This window comes from Pseudomonas sp. NFACC04-2 (assembly GCF_900119265.1).
Taxonomy (GTDB): Bacteria; Pseudomonadota; Gammaproteobacteria; order Pseudomonadales; family Pseudomonadaceae; genus Aquipseudomonas; species Aquipseudomonas fluorescens_AA.
Map to the genome: position 1 here is coordinate 445,804 of NZ_FPJC01000001.1, position 19,202 is coordinate 465,005.

Genomic DNA, 19,202 nt, shown 5'->3' on the forward strand with positions numbered 1-19,202 from the left:
CCATGACCCAAGCCCTGCTGGACATCCACGTCGAGCGCAAGACGTTCGCCGACACCACCGTGCTCAATCATATCCACCTGCAACTGCAACCCCGGGAAACCGTGTGTCTGCTGGGCCCCAGCGGCTGTGGCAAGAGCACCTTGCTGCGCATCGTCGCCGGTCTGGAGAAAGACTTCGAAGGGCAACTGCTCAGCCACACCGAACACCTGGCCTTTGTGTTCCAGGAACCGCGCTTGATGCCCTGGCTGACGGTGCAACAGAACATCGGGTTCAGTGATGACGACGATTACGACAAGGCCTGGGTCGCACAGTTGATCGAGGAAGTCGGCCTCACGGGGTTTGCCGATGCATTGCCCAAGGCGTTGTCCGGCGGTATGGCGCAGCGGGTGGCGATTGCCCGCGGCCTGTACGCGCGACCACAGGTGCTGTTGCTGGACGAGCCATTCAGCGCCGTGGATGCCTTCACCCGAATGAAACTGCAGGACCTGTTGCTGCAACTGGCCGAGCGGCACGCGATCGCCTTGTTGCTGGTGACTCACGATGTCGACGAGGCGCTGTACCTGAGCAACCGGGTGCTGGTGATGGACAACCGCCCCAGCCGCATTCGCCAAGCGTTGACGGTGCAACTGGACCATCCGCGAGACCGACGCGACCCATTGCTGGCCCAACTCAAGGCACTGGCCCTGACCGAACTGCAGCGCGCTCATGTGATTTGATCAAGACATTTTGCTAAGCACTTAAAAGCATTAACAAATAAACAATCAGTATTTATGGTTATAAATCTAACCACGTACTCTCAGTTCATCCCGTCCCATTGGTCACGACAGTGAAGTGCCTTATGAAACCGACTGACAACGTTATCGACTTCGTCCAATTCCGCAAACGCAAGCAGGCTCAGCAACTGGCCCGGGCCATGTGGGAAATGTACGCGCGTAATGCCGGTTACCAGGCGTTCCAGTGGGTCCAGGCATTCCAGCCGACCAAGACGTACCAGGCGTGAGCGTCCAGGAACCCTCGCGCTTTTTGGCGAGTGCCGACGAACCCGAAGTGGATCTGAACAACCTGGAAGCCTTGGATGAAGATCCGATTTGCGAACGGGTCGCGCAGAACCTGCAACGCCTTCGTGGCAAGCGACACTTGTCCCTGGACGCCCTCGCTCGCCAGTGCGGGGTAAGCCGGGCCATGCTGGCGCAGATCGAGTCCGGACGCAGCGTGCCCTCGATCAAGGTGCTGTGCAAAATCGCCAAGGGCCTGAAGGTGTCGGTTGCCGCGTTCCTGGAACATCGGGCTTTCGAAGGGGTGGCGGTGCTGTCGGTCAGCCAGAGCAAACGCCTGGTCAGCGCCAGTGGCGCCTTCGTCAGCCGTGCCCTGTTCCCGTTCGATGTGGCACGCCAGTCGGAATTCTACGAGCTGCGCCTGGGCCCCTTGGGTGAGGACCAGTCCGAAGGGCACGGGCCTGGTGTTCAGGAGAACCTGGTGGTGTCCCAGGGCGTGCTGGAGATCAGTGTCAACGACGAGCGCTACCTGCTCTCCACCGGCGATTCGATTCTGTTTTATGCCGACCAACCACACCGCTATCGCAACCCGGCCGACAGCGAAGCGGTGGCATATCTGGTGGTGACCTACCCCGAACGCCTGGACTGAACCCCTGTGGGGAGGGGATTCATCCCCTCCCCACAGATACCTGCATTGGCGCTACGCTCAGCAGGTGCAGCACATCATCGGCATGCCGTTGCAGCTCATCATCATCGGCATGCTGCAGTCGTCCATCATCTTCATCATCAAGGCGCAGCAGTTCTTCATCATGTCCATGTTCATGCCCGCCATCGGCATGACTTTGCACATCATGCAGTCCGCCATCACCGTGCATTCCATCACGCACTTCATCATCGGCATCGGCATGCCCATCATCGGCATTGGCATCATCATGCTCGCCATCGGCATGGCCATGCTCGCCTGGGACATGCACATCATGCTCATGTTGCCGCAGTGCATCATCATCGGCATGCCGCAGTTCATCATCATCTGCATCATGTCGGCGCTGTTCTTGAACATGGCCATGTCCATGCCGGCGGCGGGCATCATCTTGCACATCATGCCGTCGTCCATCATTTCGCAGGTCATGGTCGCCATCATCATCGGCATGCCCATCATGGGCATCATCGGCATGTTGGCGTTCATCGGCATTGGCATCTGCATGGCGTTCATCATGGTGTTGTTCCTTTAAGGTTCGAGAGTCGGACAAGCTGATGGGGCGGATTCTAAGCATTGACCCGGGCCCGACAAGATGGCGATCGAACAGCAGGAACGAACGTTAAAACAGGCTTACCGGAGCGACACACGCCAAGTTGTCTGCTGCTGCATGCGCTGCGCTTTCATTGCAGACACTCTCCAGGCGACAGCTTCGATTCTCCGGTCATGGATATGTCATCCAAACCTATATTAATAACCGTAAGAAATAATCGATCTAAGTATCCCCCAGCGTTTCCAGCCACGGTGGCTCAGCCAATCAACCGGGCATACACCGGCCGGTCAATATTCCCACCGGACAGAATCACCCCGACCTTTTTTCCCTGCATTGCTTCACGTTCCTGCATGAGTGCCGCCAAGGCCGCGGCACCTGCGCCCTCGGCGAGGTTATGAGTGTCGGTGTAATACACCCGCATGGCCTCGGCAATTTCCCCGTCGCTGACCGCGACGATCCGCGCCGCAGCGGCCCCATAGATAGCAAAGGCCTCGGGAATGGGTCTGCGCACGGCCAAACCGTCCGCGAAGGTATTCGCCGAAGCGGTCTCACACAGTCTTCCCATTTCAAATGACAACTTCGCCGCGACGGCCTCGGTGGACACAACACCCACCACTTGGGTTTTCAGACCCAAGGCATCGCGGGCGGCGATGACTGCGCAAATCCCCGACCCACAGCCTATCGGCACGTAGACCGTGTCGAGGTCCGGCACCGCCTTGAACAGCTCAAGCCCATAAGTCGCCACGCCCCTGACCAACTCAGGATGGAACGGCGGCACCAGGTAAAGGCCTTGTGCGTGGGCCAGGCGTGCAGCTTCTTCCCGGGCCTCATCGAAATCGCGGCCATGTTCGACCACCTCGCCGCCAAAGCCACGCATGGCGTTGTTTTTCTCCACCGAGTTGCCTTGCGGCACGACGATCAACGCTTTCAAACCCAAGGCGGTGGCCGCCAGCGCCAGGCTCTGGCCATGGTTGCCGCGCGTCGCCGTGACAATGCCTTTCGCCTCGGGATGCTCGCGCTTGAGCCAGTGCGCGAAGGTCAGGCCACCGCGCACCTTGAAGGCCCCGGTCGGAGTGTGATTCTCGTGCTTGACCCACACCGTGCACCCCAACCGCTCAGCCAGCAACGGCCAGGCGTATTGGGCCGTGGCGGGCATGAATTGATAGAGATGGCGAGCAGCGTGTTCGATGTCGTCGCGGGTCAGTGTATGCATGATGGGCCTCCTGGTTTTGCCCAGTCTAATCAGCGCGACGGCGACGGGGCTTTCAGAAAACTGACCTGACTTTCAGGCCCACTCTTCATTACTATGCTGTTCATGAGCCCGCGAAACCATCCACCGCCGCCCCTGTCTGAACCGGTCCGTCGTATCGAGGCAGGGCCCTGGGCGATCGAATTGCTCCCCGGCTGTGCCTACGCGACCCGCTACGTCGCGACCCAGTCGGCGATCGGCTTTGCCTTCGACAGTCAGCGCGGCCTGCACGCCATCGGCAGCGACCGCGTGCTGCCCTTCGAGGCGCTGCCCAACGGCCTGGCATTCGTTCCCGCCGGGTGCGACGTGTTCTCCGAATCTCCCCGGGGCGGTGAATACCTGCGGATGGTGCGCACCGACGGCATGGCGTTGCCGGCGAAACATGCGTTCAACAACCGTATTGACCCGCAGGCCATCACCCTCGCCTTGAGAATGCGCAGCGCACTGCTGCGTGCCACGGCAGAGGACGATTGGGAAGCCTGGGCGCTCGGACTGGCTGAGCGAGTGAAGGACCACAAGAGGTTTTCGGCACATTCCCAAGGCTCGATCACGGCCGGCCGGATGCGCCTGCTCGATGAGTTCATCGACGCCGGTCTCGACGGTCCGCTGGGGGTCAAGGAAATGGCCGGGCTGCTGGGCTTGTCCGAGGGTTATTTCATGCGGGCGTTCAAGCAGGCGACCGGCAAAAGCCCACACAGCTACCTGATCGATCGACGCCTAGCCAAGGCGCGGGCGCTGATGCGCGATTCAACCGCCCGACTGACCGATATCGCCCACATCTGCGGCTTCAATTCCCAGGCGCACATGACCACGCTGTTCAAGCAACGCCTTGGCGTCAGCCCAGCGCAGTTGCGCGAGTATTCGAGGCCCTGAACCCTCTGGGCACGGTACTGGTCAGCGAAGGCATGGGCCTGGTCGGGCGACCACTGCCTACGCCAGATGAAAACGGGCTGTCGTTACACGGCAGGCTTCGTCGGGCGCAGCGCTGACAAAAACACCGGCCGGGGTGCAAAACCCGGCCGGTTACCCAGGTGTCATCTACCACTCGATTCAGCCTGCGGTAACGGTCATTCCGCCGTCGGCCATGACCACCGCGCCGACCACAAAGCTCGCGCGATCCGAGGCCAGGAACGCAACCACCTCGGCAATTTCTTCCGGCTGCGCGGCCCGGCCGATGGGCGCGGCTTCACCGTGTTGGGCGAGGAACGCCGGACCGTCCTCGACCACGTCATTGAGGATGTTGGTCACCACATCGCCAACACCGATGGCATTGACGCGAATGCCATGCTCGATGACTTCCAGTGCCAGGGTGCGCGTCAGTTGCGCCAGGGCACCTTTGGACGCGGTGTAGGCGGCAATGGTCGGGAAGGCAAAGTAGGACGCGTAGGACGCAATGTTGACGATGGCCCCCGCCTTGTTCGGCATCATCGCCTTGACCGCTTCGCGTGAATGCAGGAAAGCGGCCGTCGCGTTGACCGCCTGGATGCGCTCCCAGTCCTGGCGCGTCATGTCGATGACGAGTTTATTGATGATGATCCCGGCATTGTTGACCAGGATGTCCAGCCGGCCGAACTGCTCGACGGCCAGGCCGACAGCGCGCTCGGCAGCGCCATCCGCGGTGATGTCGGCCTCCAGCGGCACCAGCCCGGGGCGGGCCAGCTCATGGACGGCGGGGTTGATGTCTTCAGCGATTACCTTGGCGCCGCGGGCATGCAACAGCAATGCGATGGCCTTGCCGATGCCACTGGCGGCGCCAGTGACCGATGCAACCTTGCCTTGGACTTCGTGGGGAATGTTGTGTTGAAAATCGGTCATGATCGCTCTCCTGCGTGAGCGGGCAGACGAGACATTCGCCCGCCCGGCGCCCGTGGGCGCTGTCGTTATCGACGACTTCACTTTCTCGCAATGGCGACTGCCAGGCTTTCGCAGGCTTGCTGGGACTGTCGGGGTTTTGCGCAAATGTGGCCAGAGATGGCCACCGCCGGGCTCTGTAGGCGCTGGCGAAGCCTGCGATCTTTTGATCTTTCACTTGAGATTCAAGTGTCTGGGGAAAGATCGCAGCCTCGTTGCACTCGACAGCGCCTACAAGGTCAGGAACAGCGCGGAGGTCCAGACCCGTGACTGATCCCGCTGGCGGGCGCAGATGAACAAGGGGTGTTCACGCCCTGGATCAAGCCCCAGGCGGGCCAGCTCGATGCGCCCCTGCAACTCACGGGGCAACGGTGCAGCGGTCATCCGTTCCAGGGACAGCTTCAACTCCGCGCCCGGCAACTCTTCGACCACTTGCGATTGCGCCAACAACTCATCGCCGGACAGCTCCATCACCACGGTCGGTGCGTGCACGTAAGGTTGCGGTTCGGACGGGTCGCCGACCTTGATGTAATTGTCGATACGGCTGTGGATCTGCAGCGTGGTGCCGGCCAGTTGCGACAGGTCGATTTCGATGCTGTCGGTATCGCCATTGGTGTCGGTGCGAAACGCCAGGACCGTGGCGTCCTTGCGCCATACGGTCTGCTCGGGATGGTCGAGGCCCAAGGCACGGAAACCATTGATGACCGCGCCGGTGATACGGATTTCGCCAGTCCAGTACGCGCCGCGATAGCGGTCCTTGATCCGCGCGCCACCCAGGCGCAGGCGAATGCGTTGCGCGCAGAAACCCAGTTCCTGGTGCAGGTTGCGCGACCAGATCAACTGGTCGCCATCGAACAGATCGACCTGCTCCCACCCGGCCTCTCCCAGCAGTCGATAGTCCAGGGAGGCATTCGAATCGGCAGTGAAGACTTCACCCATGAAGTGCTTGCCCTGGCGCAGGCTGGCGAACGAACGCTCCCCGGTCGTGGCGAAGGTACGGCGGGCGCGTAGGGCCTTGCCGACGCTGGCGCGGTCGAAAGCCTCGGCGACCACCCCCGTCAACCCGCCACGGGAGCCGAACACCGCCGTGGCCGGAACGCCGCCACCGCAGCGGCCCTGGTGCTCATCGCTGTTCGCCGCGGCGCCAACCCGATAGCCACGCTGCAGCGCTTCGGCGTAGACCCAATGGAACTGGCCCCAGGCCGAACCCACCTCGATCAGCCGCTCGAGTTCCGGGTGATGCCAGTCGAGGTTGCAACGGCGTCCGCCGACATGGGGCATCATCAGATGGCCTTCGGGGTCCTTGGCATAGGCGGCGTACAACTCGTCCACCGGCCAGGCGCCTGGCTTGATGGTGCCGGCGGTGAACTCGTTCCATTCGAAGGAACGCACCAGTCGCCCTTGATTGTCGAAGGGGAACTCGGGTTTGCGGTCATGCAGGAATACGACGTTGCGATCGCCGCCCGCACAAGAGTTACCGCACCATTCGGTTCCGGGATAACACACGAATCGGCCCGGCTCATTGAGCTCGTGGATCAGCTTGACCGCCTGGTCCCAGCGTTGCTCGGTGATATTGAAGTCATTGGCGGTGTAGCCGAGGACGTCGAGCCCGGCGACATCGCGACCGTAGCTGAGGTTGTACAGCGTGTCGTTGGTGCCCACCGTGTCATCGGAGTGCACATGCAGGTCGGCGTAGAGCGGGCGCAACGCCGTACCGGCCGGGTCGACAGTGACAAAGGCCTGGGCCCCGTCGACAAAAGGCGCCACCACGTTGGCGGACAAACGCCACTCGCCCACGGCGCCGAGGTCAAGCGCCTCGAGCCGGGCCGTCGCCCAACCTTCGGACGCCAGCGTGAACGGCTGTCGACGTTCGTCGCCCTCCGGATCAACCAGGGTCAGGACACCCTCGAGCGGCAAGTTTCGACAGGTGTTGCCCCAGGCATCGTCCACCCGCAAGAGGACATCGAAGGCTTCCCCGGCGCTGACCAGTCGAGGCACGATCAGTTGCACGCGCTGCGCCGGTCCCGGCACGATGTCCAACAAGGGATCGCCCGGCACTTCGGCAAATTTCGAACTGCCCAACGGGTCGATGAACAGGCGGAAACGGAAGTCCTTCTCGACGAAACTCTGCACCCGCGTCCCCGCCCCGCCCTGGCGTCGGTCCCCCAGGCGAATGATGACTTTATCGCCCGGGTTCAGGTACCCGTCGATGATGTCGATGATGATCGCTTTCTGGAATGGCCGTTCATGGCCCTTCTGGTCGAAGCGCACTTTCAAGTGCTGCACCGTGGCCTGGCTCTGGCCGGGGACCAACTCCCCGGCCTGGTATTCGGCGCTGACATAGTTGGGGCCGGCCGGGTTCGAAGTCTGGAACAAGGCCCAGTCGGAATAGAACTTGAAGGCCAGCTTGAGCCACGCGCCGTCGGCCAGGCCGCTGCCACCGACCTCGTAGACCAGGGTGATTTCATCCCACTGCCCGGCGACCAGCGTGTCACGGTCGCAGTGGACGCTGCCCAGGAACGGACGTTTCTTGTTGCGCTCGTACAGGCCTTGTGGGGCGATGTAATGCCCGGCTTCGCGGGGATCGAAAACGTTACTCACATGACACCTCGTGCAGTGGTCCACTGAAGGGTTCGAATACGTGGGGCGATGCTTATTGCACGCGCCATTGCTGGTAGTGACGCTCGATGCGTCGGAACACAAAGCTTTCCATGAGCCAGGCAATCAAGCCGATCACGACAATGCCCAGCAGCACCTGGCTGCTGTTGCCGATCTGCCCGCCCGTGGCGACCATCCAGCCGATGCCGCGGGAAGCGCCGATCATTTCCGCCGCGACCAGTGCCCGCCAGCCCTGGCTGAAGCCGATGCGCAAGGCGGCGGTCACGAACGGCAGCGAGGCCGGCAAATAGACGTGGGCCAACAGTTGCCAGGCGTTGGCACCCAAGGTCCGTGCCGCGCGAACTTCACCGCCGCGGATGCTTTGCACACCCTCCTGGATGGTCACCGCCATGGGGAACATCGCGGCAATGAAAATCACCAGCACGATGGAGACATAACCCAGGCCGAAAATGATCATGATCAGCGGCGCCCAGGCAATCGGCGGGATGGCCATGAACAGGCTGTTGAGCGGCGAGATGAAATCGCGAAAGCGCGAGGACAGGCCAGCGGCCGTGCCCAGCAGGAGCGCAACGATCACCGCGGCGCAAAAACCACCCAGTTCTTCCAGCACGCTGGCCTGCAGGTGCTGCCACAACGAACGGTCCCCCAGCCAGCGCAGCGCCTCGCGGGCAACGTCCCAAGGCTGCGGCAGGATGTAGGTGGGAAAGCGGCTCGCCAGGGCAATCCAGATCAACAACAGGAATGGCAGCGACGCCCATCCCCAATTCGGTTTTGGCAAGGACATGACGGACTCAGTGCGCGGCTTTTTCCAGGTAGGAGGTATCCACGATCTGTTCGGTCTTGAGCGTGGTGTCGATAAAACCCAGGTCGTGGGAGTAATCCATCAGGCGCTGGATGAACTGGATGTCCGCCGCCTGCAAGTCCGCCGACCAGCCCAGGCGTGTTCGGGCCTGGGCAACGATGGTTTCCGGCGCGATGGTCTTGCCGTCAATGCCTTGCACCGATTCGAGCTTGAACGCCTCGGCGATGAGCCGGTTCGATTCGTCAGGATGGTCGTTGAGGAAGGCGATGGCCTTGCGATGGGCGCGTAACAGCTTCACCACGTCATCCGGGCGCTCCTGCAAGGTTTTCGGCAAGGCGATCACCACGTACCACGGGTACTGGGGCAGCGCCTGGTTGACGTCCAGCAGGATCCGGCTCGAACCGCGCAACACTGACTGGCTGACGAAGGGCTCCCAGGAAAATGCCGCGTCGACGATGCCACGTTCAAGGGCAGCGTTCATGTTGCCCGGCGGCATGTCGATGATGTCCAGGTCCTTGTCGGGATCGAGCCCGGCCTTTTCCTTCAGGACATAACCGCGCAGCAGCACATCCATGCCACTGCCCTTCTTGACCCCGGCGAGTTTTTTCCCCTTGAGCGCTTCCAGCTGGGTGATCGGACTCTTGGCGTCGACAATCACCGCGGCCTGGCCGTAATTGACCTTCGCCAGGATCCGGCTTTGCAGCCCGCGGGAAAACCACTGGTACACCGGCGGGGTGCCGACATAGGCCACGTCCAGTTCACCGGCGGCCAGTGCCTGCTGGATCACAGGGCCATCGCCCAAGGCCTTGAGGTCGACGTTCAAGCCTTCTTCGCGGTAGTAACCTTGTTTGTCGGCGATCAGCGCCGGAGCGTTGGCCATGGCGAAGACATAACCCACGCGCAAGGGTTTCGCCTCGCCCGCCACGGCGAATGCGCTACCTGCCAACGTGGCGGCAGACAATGTGAGGGCAAGCAGCGAACGTTTGATCATGCTGTCAGCTCAAGTCGAGGGGTGGGGTGAATCGTGGCGTCGCAGGCGTCCATCACCTGGGCAATGCGCGTCATCAGCTCATTGCGGTAATCGAGGAACGCCGGTAGGCGACGGGTTTTCAGGTTACTGCGGGGACGCGGCAGGTGGATCTCCAGCTCGCTGTGAATACCGCCCGGCGCGATGTTGAGCACGATGACCCGATCGGCCAGGAACACCGCTTCGTCGATGTCGTGGGTAATGAACAACACCGTCTGGCCCAGTTCGGCCCAGATGCGCAACGTCTCTTCGTTCATGCTGTTGCGACTGATGGCATCGAGCGCGGCGAACGGCTCATCCATTAGCAATACGCTGGGTTCCAGTGCCAGGGTCCGGGCCAGGGAGACGCGCTGTTGCATGCCACCGGAAAGCTGGTGCGGCAACCGCTGCGCCGCACTCTCCAGACCGACCAGACGCAGGTACTGCAACGCCTGTGCACGCTGCTGCGATTCGTCGGTGCGGGCGCTCATCCGCAGACCGAAACGGACGTTTTCCAAGGCGCTCAACCAGGGAAACAATTGTGGCGCCTGGAACACATACCCCAACTCAGAACGCTCCGGGCGTACTGCTGTCTGGTTGATGGTGATGCGGCCACTTTGCGGTTGCACGAACCCCGACAACAGGTTCAGCAAGGTGGTTTTCCCGCAGCCGGAGGGCCCCAGGATCGCGACGAACTCGCCGGGCCTGGCATTCAGGCTGAAAGAAGAAAACACGCGGTGCCCATTGGGGTAGCTGAAGTTGATGTCATCGACCGCCAGGGCATCGGCTTGTGGCAGTGGGTATGGGGAGGTGTCGGGCATGGCAAGTGTCGTCAGGTCGTTTACAATGGGAATACCTGACATAATACGTATTAATACAAGTTGTCCCAATAACCTATTTTTATAACCTTAGAAGTGAAGGCACCCTGCCCCACTCAAGGCCATGGAAGCTGACAGTGTCCACCTCCATTCTTCGCGACAGCACCACCTCGCTTTACGAGCAGATCGCCCATCAACTGCTGGAAGAAATCCAGCGCGGCGATTACGAACCCAGCGGCAAGCTCCCGTCCGAGGCGCAGTTGGGCGAGCGGTTCGGGGTGAGCCGCGTCACGGTTCGCCTGGCCGTGGGCAAGCTCAGCGACGACGGCGTGGTGGAACGCAAGCAAGGCAAAGGCACCTTCGTGGCGGCCAAACAGGTACGCCACGGCCTGGATGCACTGCGCAGCTTTCATGAGGCGTTGTTGCTACAAGGGCTGAAACCGAGCATGCAGGTGCTCAGCCATACCCTGCAGCCTGTTCCGGAACCCCTGCGGGATCTGTTTGAGCAAGCGCACGACTGCCTGCTTCTGGAGCGGCTGCACTTCGTCGATGACGAACCCATCGCATTGGGACGCAGCCACTTGCCGGCGGAGTTGGCCAGCGTGGCCTGGGCTGAGGTCGAACATCAGCCGATCTATTCCATTCTCGAATCGATCACCGGCCTGGCGGTCAGCCGCGCCGATCTGGCCATCCGTGCACAGGAAGCCGACAAAAGCCTGGCCAGCGCGCTGCACGTCAAACGCGGTGCCGCGCTGCTGGTCATGGAGCGCACGTCCTATTTCGCCGACGGCCGTTGCTGCGACCGCACGACCTTTTTCATCCGCCCGGAACGCTATGCCTTCGTGCTCAGTGGAGTTTTCAAATCGAATCCAAGCAGTTAAAAAATCGGGCTTGGCCCTAACCCCAGCAGCACTGCCAACTGGACCACCGCAATCGCGAGCAAGCGCGCTCCCACAGGATCTGGGGTGTCATGAACATTACATTCAGCGCTGGATCGTTGCGGGAGCGAGCTTGCTCGCGAAGACGGCGGCACAGTCAATACTGATGCAAACTGACCCACCGCTTTCGCGAGCAAGCTCGCTCCCACAAGGGGATTTGCGGCGGACATGAATTTTGCAGCCGCTCCAAAAAATGTGGCAGCAAGCTTGCTGGCGATGACGGCTGCACGGTCAATATCGGCTCATGGGACCGTCGATCCAGGCAACGGTATTAGCGAACCGGATGCTGGACACCCGTCGCTGGCCTGTCAGCGATGATGGTGGAGGGCTAGAGAGGCTCCGCGGTCTGGATGAGCGAATTGAGCACCAACTTTATTTCAATCGCCGGATCTTTATGCCCTTGCAATATCAAGCCTTCGGCCAGGGCCGTGAAGGTCTTCGCAAGCGCGGCATAGTCCAGCGGCGGTTTCTTGCCAGCGTGGTTGAATATGATGGTAATCAACTTGCCCAGGGCTTCGCTGTTTTCCTCATGCAAGTCGTAGTAATGCTGTGAGAACTCTTCGTCACGCAGGGCGATCAGTTGCAACTCGGCATCGAGGATCGCACAGCGGGTGTTGTTCTTCAGGGTGTCGATATAGGCATTCAAGCCATGGCTCAACTGCTCCGCCGAATAGCCCGACGCCAGGGTCGCGCTCAAGCGATCGATTTCAACTCGCTTGAAGCGTTGAGTCAGTTGCAGGAGCAAATCCGATTTACTGGAAAAATTGGAAAAGAAGGCCCCTTTGGAAAAGCCGGCCTCCTCGGCGATAACGTTGACGCTGGCGGCATGAAAGCCTTTGCTGATCATCAGCTCAGTGGCAGTGTCGAATAATTTATCTCTTGTTACTTGCTGGCTCTCTTCTCGACCTAGTCTCTTTTTAATCACGCCCTCGGCTCCTTTGGCCAGTCAAAATATGCACCTGTAACTAAATGCGACGAAGCGGCTCCTCACTGTATGGAATCCATTTTCGCCATCATATCTTATACGCACCTCGTTCAATCATTTACATTTTAACTTTCATCCCGTGCCATGTATGTGCCATGTAACCGGGACAATCTTGCGGCGCAGGCAAGATGACTAAGCAGTCACTTTTTACCTGGCTCCAGGCAAGTCAAACCTTTGTGGTTTTTGCCTGAGCAAGCTGGATGGAGCGCCTCCTACCCCTCAAGGAGGCATTTTCCCCACCGCCCCACGGCATACCACAGCGTAACAAAATCCGCGTAAGGCCCGGTTTAGAGCTACTGATTTGCCATTACTACTAAATACCACTTGATTCTCAGATACCGAATGGTTTTTAATTGCGCCGTTGGTGGAACCCAACGCCTGATCCAGGCATCGCGTCCGTGACACGGGTCTCGATGCAATGACAGGACATCTCACAGGAGCGGTATTTTAATGGAATATGCCTTCGTTACAGGCGCTACTGGCCTGCTCGGCAATAATGTCGTCCGCGCACTGTTAAAACGAAACATCAAAGTAAAAGCATTGGTTCGTTCCGCAGAGAAAGCCAAGAAACAGTTCGCCAACCTGCCCGTGGAATGGGTCGAAGGCGACATGCTCAATGTCGATGCCTTCAGTCATGCCCTGCAAGGGTGCGATGCCTTGTTTCATACGGCGGCCTATTTCCGCGACAGTTACAAAGGCGGGAAACACTGGCAAAAACTCTACGACACGAATGTAACCGGCACCGAGCGGTTGTTGCAGGCCGCTTATGCCGCCGGTATCCGTCGTGCTGTCCACACCTCTTCCATCGCCGTGTTGAAAGGCAATAAAGATCAAGTGATCGATGAAACCATGTCTCGCAGTGAACAGGAGGCTGACGATTACTACTTGAGCAAAATATTGTCCGAACAAAAGGTCCAACAATTCCTGTCGCAGCACCCGGACATGTTCATTGCCATGGTCTTGCCAGGGTGGATGTTCGGCCCGGGGGATATCGGCCCGACCTCTTCAGGCCAGTTCCTGCTCGACTTTGTCGGACAAAAATTGCCCGGCGTACTTCCCGGAAGCTTTTCCGTCGTCGATGCACGGGATGTGGCCGAACATCAAATCGCGGCCATCACCTGCGGCAGGTCCGGAGAGCGTTACCTCGCCGCCGGCACTCACATGGACATGAAAAGCATTTTCCAGGCGCTGTCCAGCGTCAGTGGCGTGAAAGCCCCGGAACGAAAAGTGCCCTTGTTCATGCTGCGAATCATCGCGCTTATCTATGAAGGTTATTACCGGATTACCAAGAAACCGGTACTCATCAGTACTTCCACGGTCAAGCTCATGGCGCAAGAACAAGGCCGTACTCATTTCAGCCACAACAAAAGTTCAAGGGAGTTGGAATGCCAGTTCCGCCCTGTCGCTGAAACCCTGACCGATACCTTGGACTGGTATCGGAATAACAACTACACAGACGCTTAATTGAGACACCTCAGATAAAGCCTGCCTCTGTAGTACTTTTTTGACGCACCCTATATCCAAGGATTGAAAGAGGTTGGTAAATGAAAAGCCTTTCATATAAAGAAGGTTTTCTGCATCGCTTTGTCGGTTTTTCGGAATCGTTCCCCGAACAAGTTGCTATCCGGCACCTGGACACGGAAGAAGATACCGTCACTTACCGCGAGCTGCGCATCAAGGCCGAAGCCTGCAACGGTAACCTGACGGCACTCGGTGTATTGCCAGGCGATAAAGTAGCGCTGGTGCTGCCCAACGGGGTGGCGTTCATCGCTTACTACCTGGCGATTATCGGGCGGGGTGCCATTCCGGTCATCCTCAACTACAAGTTGACCCCCTTCGAAATGAACAGTGTCGTCAGCCTCGCCAGGCCAACGCTGGTGGTCACGACCGAAGCGATATGGGGACAACACAGCGAGGTATTCCAGGCGGACAACGGCGTCCGGCACTCCCTGGTGCTGGACGGTGGGAACGAACCGTCATCGCCCCTGCCCGCCAATGCAACGGCCGCCTCTGAACTTCCTCGACAGCTCGAACCCTTGTCGTTGCCCGACGGCAATCCGATCGTCTCGGTGCAGTTCACCTATCGTGGTATCGGCAGGCCCCTGGCGGTCTCTCACCGCTACCTCGACCTGACGCAATCGAGCGATGGCCTGCACGAGCACTTTCACCTGCAGGGCGTCGGCTCCGTGCACCTGGTGACGCTGCCGCTGTATGCCATTTTCGGCCTGTCGGTGATGATGGTCTTTCCCTTGAGCGTGGGCGCCACCCTGCTCATGACCAACACCCTGCTCAATCGCGACCTCGCCGAAGTCTTGTCCGAGCATCAGGTCACCTTTGCCTGCCTGGTGCCCGATGTCATTCGCTACTTCAATACGCGCCTGGCCAAACGCAAAGGCGCGCCGTTGCCGCTGCACCCGCAACTGATGATCTATTCCGGCGGCAGCCACCTGCCGGCCGATGAAGCCGAAAAACTGGGCAAGCTGCTGGGTTGCAGTCCCGTGCTGCAAGGCTATGGCCTGACCGAAAGCATGCCGGTCATTGTCCAGAGCTCGATCGGCGAGGTCCACCGCGGCGCCATGGGCCAGCCGATCGACGGCGTGGAACTGCGCGTGGTCGATGCCGAGGGCCAGGACGTGGCGCCCGGGCGCATCGGCGAATTGCTGATCCGTGGCGCGATGGTGATCGACGGCTACAACGACGCCGAGGACAGCAATACCCGGTTCTTCCGCGATGGCTGGTTCCATAGCGGTGACCTGGTCTGGCGGGACGACGACGGGCATGTGTTTTTCTTTTGCCAACGCCTGCGAATCTCGAAGATCAAGGCGCAGATGGTCGACCTGGTGGAAATCGAATCCATCGCCCTCAAGCACCCCGACGTGATGCGGGCCAGGGCCTATATCGTCCCGGACCACAAGGAAGTCAACGTGCTGCACCTGTGCGTAGAAGGGACCGGCGAGCTGAACCAGAACGCGCTTTCCACCCTGCTCTCACGCTACCTGTCGGGCTTCAAGCTGCCCAAGACCATCGAGATCATCTCGCTCAAGGAAGAGGCACATGCACGCTAACAGCACCCAACCGGTCTTGGCCGTTTTCGACTTCGACGGCACATTGACCGACCGCCACACGTTCTGGCGCTACATGCGCTTTATCGTGGGCACCCGTTCGTTCTGGCTCAGGATCATTCCCCTGCTGCCCAAGATGCTCAGCGTGATCCTGGGCATCACGCCGCTGATGCAAGCGCGCCTGGCCTTCATCGCCTGTTACCTGGGCGGGCTGTCGTTGGAACAAGAACGCGAGCACGCCAAATACTTCATCAGCGAACAGCTCCCGCGCTGGCTCAGGCCCGAGGCGTTGCGGCGGCTGCAATGGCATCAATCCATGGGGCACGTCACCGCCCTGGTCAGCAACTCGCCGGAAAACTACCTGCTTCCCTGGGGCCGGGTCGCGGGGTTCGACTATGTGTGCGGCACCCGCCTGGCCACAGCAAAAAACAAACTGACTGGCGGGATAGCCGGTACCAACTGTGTAGAGCGAGAGAAAGTCACGCGGCTCAAAGGCTGCCTGAGCAACCTTGATGATTTTTACATTTATGCCTACGGCGACTCATCAGGCGACGATGCCCTGCTCGGCATCGCCAACTCTCCCTTCTACAGAAACTGGTACTGATCGATGAACACTCTGAGCACGTTGGCCCCCCCGCATTTCAAGCGCCCTGGCAGCGCCTCGGTTGTCATGATCGTCGGCGCCGGCCCCATTGGCCTGTCCCTGGCAATCATGCTGAAAAAGTGGGGCGTGGCGTTTCGCATCATTGAAAAGAACGCCGGCCCCTCGACGGCGACCAAGGCGATGGCGATCCACTCCCGGACCCTGGAAATCTTCAGAGACCTGGGCGTTGCCGAGCAAGCCATCAACGACGGCTTCACGATCAAGCAATTCTCCGTGCAGTCGAATGCCAAGCGGGTCCTGAACTACAACTTTTCCAACCTGGACGCGAGCTATCCCCTGCTCTTGAGCCTGCCACAGCCGCAAACCGAGAAGATTCTCCTGGAGCGGCTCAAGGAACTGGGCGCCGAGGTGGAGTGGAACACCGAACTGGTGGAAATCGAAAACCTGCCAGGTTCGGTGCGCATGACGCTCAAGCATGCCGACGGCACCGACGAAACCTTCACCAGTCGCTGGGTGGCCGCCTGTGACGGGGCTCGCAGCAACATCAGAAAACGCCTGGACATGACCTTCGAAGGTTCGTCCTACGACCGCTTCTTCATGCTGGCCGATGCCGATATCCAATGGTCCGGCAGCCAGGATGAGGGCGCGTTCTTCCTGGGTGCGCAGGACGGTTATGTGGCCGTCGCACCGATCAGCGCCCAGTCCCGTTATCGACTGTTCATCGAAATGCCCTACAACCTGCCACCCGAAGGCGAACGCCCGTCCCTGAGCCTGGAGAACTTCCAGCGCCTGTGCGAAGGACGCGGGCAAAAGATGACGCTGTCCAACATCTCATCGACCACCATCGCCTCGTTCCAGCATCGCCGCGTGCAAACGATGCAACAAGGCTCGGTGTTCCTGCTGGGTGACTCGGCGCACATCGGCAGCCCCATCGGTGGCCAATGGATGAACCTGGGGGTTTCCGAGGCCTATAACCTGGCCTGGAAAATCGCTTATGTCGATCAAGGCCTGGCGGATCCGTCCTTGCTCGACAGCTACAACGAAGAGCGTTATCCGGTTGCCTTGGAAGTCGAGAACACCGCACACCGCCTGACACGGCTGATTACCGTCCGGCGGCGCGCCCTGGTCTGGCTGCGCGACCATGTCCTGCCGCTGTTGAGCAACCGGAAAAAGGTCCAGCGCAGGTTGCCGTCGATGATTTCCGGTCATCAGTATCACTATGACAAGAGTGACTACATCCAAGAATCGCTGACGAAGAAGCAGCGCAAAAACTGGAACAAAAAAGGGAAAAAACCCGAGTTCCAGACCGCCGCGCCCCGCGCCGGGCAACTGGCGCCGGATGTCGAGTTATGGCAACTGCAAGGGATGCCCACGAAGCGCTTGATCGACCTGTTTCATGGAACGTTCACGCTGTTGATCTTCAGCGCGACCGATCAGTTTTCGCCGTTATTGCCGGGCTATTACGCGCTGGCCGAGTCGGTGGAAAAAGACTACCCAGGCATCAAGGCCTATTGCGTGATCGACGCCCTGAGCAGCGCCGGGCTACCGGCCTGGCACTCGACACTGTTGGACCCCGATTGGCGGCTGCACAAGCGCTACCACGCCAAGGAAGGCACGTTGATGCTGATTCGTCCTGACGGCTACATCGCTTTCCAGGGCGCGGATGCCATGACCCTGGTGACGTATCTGAGCGTAAGGTCCGGGTTGCTCAAGGGCGCCAGAAAAACACTGACTTGCGAGATCGGCGCAATGGAACTCCAACTTTAAGTCGCTCCATGGCTACTGCCAGTTTGCTGCATTGATATAAACACGGCCCAGTCCTGGGCCGCGATTTCTGATCTTTCTTCTGTATAGAAATATCCACCGACTTTGGTTAGGAGAACCTTATGCGCATGCAACTTAACGATGTGGTGCAGGAATTCATCGTGTCCAACGGAAGAATAGCCCACAGCTATTTCTCTCTGTCCGAAAAGATCATTGAATCATTGTGCGAATCCAATATCGCCAAAGAAGCGATATTGCTGCGGGTGTTGGAACAGGCCGAATCCGTTACTGCCCACTATTTCAATGCTCATCAACAAGTTCTCGAGGGCGTCTATGCCCATGGGATCGAAACTTCCGTCGGCCACAATGTTGCGGTGCTGGAGCCTGTTCACTCGAGCCCGACAATACTGGCCCCGGTGCCCGCCGCCGAAACCGTCGAACAACTCACCGCACTCAGCTACGGGCAATGGTTGCGCAGCGAAATCAGCACGGTCACCGGGTTCCAGGCGCAACAGATCGACTTCGATCAAAGTTTCGAAAGCCTGGGGATCGATTCGCTGGGGCTGGTGGATATTTTCGAATCCCTGGGCCAGCATTTCCCGGACAAGAAAGCACTCACCTCGCAGCTCTTCGATGCCCCGACCCCGACCGCCTTGCTGGCACGGCTCGAAGCCGACCCGCAGGTACCGGCGTTAGATGTCCAGGGCTGGGTACTCGACCAATTGGCGGCGATCACCGGCTTTACGGTCGAGCAGATCGACCCGACACAAAGCTATGAAAGCCTGGGCCTGGATTCGCTGGTGCAGCTGGATTTCCTCGAGTCGGTAGTCGCCTTGTGGCCACAGCTCAAGGCTCACAGTTCCGAGCTGGCCAATGCCAAGTTCCCGCAGGCAACCATCGCCCTGATTCAAGCGGCCCTCGCCGATCCCCAGCCACAGGCGGCGCCTTCCCCAGCCGCGACAAACACTCAAGGGCAAGAAGAAAACCTGTTGCTCAGCGCCCTGTCGCCACTGATCCCGGACGCAGCACAGGCGATCGATATCCAGACACCTTTCGCCCAGTTGGGTCTCAACGGCTTTGCCCGGGAGGCACTCTGCCAATCCATGGCGCAGCAGTGCTCGGTCAGCGAATTTGCCGGTGAAGCGCTGATGTCCCGTCGCACGCCCCAGGATGCCTTGTCGCTGCTGGCCAGGCTGAGCTGAGCCCAGCAGCAACAGGAATGGAATCCGGGTGACCGAACAGGTCACCCAGCATTTTGG

At 59.8% G+C, this 19,202-nt stretch carries 18 protein-coding genes; 10 read left to right on the forward strand and 8 right to left on the reverse strand.

Going from position 1 to position 19,202, the window contains the following annotated elements:
• The first annotated feature begins 2 nt into the window (after positions 1–2).
• The 3 genes from BT125_RS01840 to BT125_RS01845 all read left to right on the forward strand — a co-directional run bounded on the left by BT125_RS01840 (position 3) and on the right by BT125_RS01845 (position 1,644).
• Positions 3–716, forward strand: coding sequence for an ABC transporter ATP-binding protein (locus BT125_RS01840; protein WP_072404785.1), 714 nt, complete (start codon positions 3–5; stop codon positions 714–716).
• Between the two features lie 122 nt (positions 717–838).
• Positions 839–1,000 (forward strand): hypothetical protein, encoded by a 162-nt coding sequence (locus tag BT125_RS29380; protein ID WP_170866793.1) that lies wholly within the window; start codon positions 839–841, stop codon positions 998–1,000.
• A 53-nt stretch (positions 1,001–1,053) separates the two neighbouring features.
• On the forward strand, positions 1,054–1,644 hold the full coding sequence (locus BT125_RS01845; RefSeq protein WP_170866797.1) for a helix-turn-helix domain-containing protein: 591 nt from the start codon (positions 1,054–1,056) through the stop codon (positions 1,642–1,644).
• Positions 1,645–1,701: 57 nt separating this feature from the next.
• Here BT125_RS01845 and BT125_RS01850 read toward each other — a convergent pair whose 3' ends face one another.
• Positions 1,702–2,211 (reverse strand): hypothetical protein, encoded by a 510-nt coding sequence (locus BT125_RS01850; RefSeq protein ID WP_072404789.1) that lies wholly within the window; start codon positions 2,209–2,211, stop codon positions 1,702–1,704.
• A gap of 290 nt (positions 2,212–2,501) precedes the next feature.
• Positions 2,502–3,458 carry a threonine dehydratase gene (locus BT125_RS01855; RefSeq protein WP_072404791.1) on the reverse strand — a complete coding sequence of 319 codons (957 nt, stop codon included), beginning with the start codon at positions 3,456–3,458 and terminating at the stop codon, positions 2,502–2,504.
• 93 nt (positions 3,459–3,551) lie between these two features.
• On the opposite strand from BT125_RS01855, the gene BT125_RS01860 reads away from it, so the two are divergent.
• Positions 3,552–4,367, forward strand: coding sequence for a helix-turn-helix transcriptional regulator (locus BT125_RS01860; protein ID WP_072404793.1), 816 nt, complete (start codon positions 3,552–3,554; stop codon positions 4,365–4,367).
• A gap of 177 nt (positions 4,368–4,544) precedes the next feature.
• Here BT125_RS01860 and BT125_RS01865 read toward each other — a convergent pair whose 3' ends face one another.
• The 5 genes from BT125_RS01865 to BT125_RS01890 form a co-directional block, all read right to left on the reverse strand.
• Positions 4,545–5,309, reverse strand: a complete 765-nt coding sequence (locus BT125_RS01865; protein ID WP_072404795.1) for an SDR family NAD(P)-dependent oxidoreductase — start codon at positions 5,307–5,309, stop codon at positions 4,545–4,547.
• 267 nt (positions 5,310–5,576) lie between these two features.
• The gene (locus BT125_RS01875) at positions 5,577–7,946 is read right to left on the reverse strand and encodes a CehA/McbA family metallohydrolase domain-containing protein (protein ID WP_072404799.1); all 2,370 of its coding nucleotides are present in this window, start codon (positions 7,944–7,946) and stop codon (positions 5,577–5,579) included.
• Between the two features lie 52 nt (positions 7,947–7,998).
• Positions 7,999–8,748, reverse strand: a complete 750-nt coding sequence (locus tag BT125_RS01880; protein WP_060741800.1) for an ABC transporter permease — start codon at positions 8,746–8,748, stop codon at positions 7,999–8,001.
• 7 nt (positions 8,749–8,755) lie between these two features.
• Entirely contained in the window at positions 8,756–9,757 is a 1,002-nt protein-coding gene (locus BT125_RS01885) for an ABC transporter substrate-binding protein (RefSeq protein WP_072404801.1), read from the reverse strand.
• Positions 9,754–10,593 (reverse strand): ABC transporter ATP-binding protein, encoded by an 840-nt coding sequence (locus tag BT125_RS01890; RefSeq protein WP_072404803.1) that lies wholly within the window; start codon positions 10,591–10,593, stop codon positions 9,754–9,756. The genes BT125_RS01885 and BT125_RS01890 overlap by 4 nt, the downstream gene beginning before the upstream one ends.
• A gap of 134 nt (positions 10,594–10,727) precedes the next feature.
• Between BT125_RS01890 and BT125_RS01895 the strand changes: the two genes are divergently transcribed.
• On the forward strand, positions 10,728–11,471 hold the full coding sequence (locus tag BT125_RS01895) for a GntR family transcriptional regulator (RefSeq protein WP_072404805.1): 744 nt from the start codon (positions 10,728–10,730) through the stop codon (positions 11,469–11,471).
• Positions 11,472–11,856: 385 nt separating this feature from the next.
• Here BT125_RS01895 and BT125_RS01900 read toward each other — a convergent pair whose 3' ends face one another.
• On the reverse strand, positions 11,857–12,453 hold the full coding sequence (locus tag BT125_RS01900; protein WP_072404807.1) for a TetR/AcrR family transcriptional regulator: 597 nt from the start codon (positions 12,451–12,453) through the stop codon (positions 11,857–11,859).
• Positions 12,454–12,963: 510 nt separating this feature from the next.
• On the opposite strand from BT125_RS01900, the gene BT125_RS01905 reads away from it, so the two are divergent.
• The 5 genes from BT125_RS01905 to BT125_RS01925 all read left to right on the forward strand — a co-directional run bounded on the left by BT125_RS01905 (position 12,964) and on the right by BT125_RS01925 (position 19,145).
• Entirely contained in the window at positions 12,964–13,977 is a 1,014-nt protein-coding gene (locus tag BT125_RS01905) for an SDR family oxidoreductase (RefSeq protein ID WP_072404809.1), read from the forward strand.
• 80 nt (positions 13,978–14,057) lie between these two features.
• Positions 14,058–15,578: a class I adenylate-forming enzyme family protein gene (locus tag BT125_RS01910; protein ID WP_072404811.1), complete on the forward strand. Its 1,521-nt coding sequence runs from the start codon at positions 14,058–14,060 to the stop codon at positions 15,576–15,578.
• Positions 15,568–16,179, forward strand: coding sequence for an HAD-IB family hydrolase (locus BT125_RS01915; RefSeq protein WP_072404813.1), 612 nt, complete (start codon positions 15,568–15,570; stop codon positions 16,177–16,179). The genes BT125_RS01910 and BT125_RS01915 overlap by 11 nt, the downstream gene beginning before the upstream one ends.
• A 3-nt stretch (positions 16,180–16,182) precedes the next feature.
• Positions 16,183–17,946, forward strand: coding sequence for an FAD-dependent monooxygenase (locus BT125_RS01920; protein ID WP_072404815.1), 1,764 nt, complete (start codon positions 16,183–16,185; stop codon positions 17,944–17,946).
• A 119-nt stretch (positions 17,947–18,065) separates the two neighbouring features.
• A complete protein-coding gene (locus BT125_RS01925) occupies positions 18,066–19,145 on the forward strand; it encodes a phosphopantetheine-binding protein (RefSeq protein WP_072404817.1) in 1,080 nt (359 codons plus the stop codon).
• Positions 19,146–19,202 lie beyond the last annotated feature (57 nt).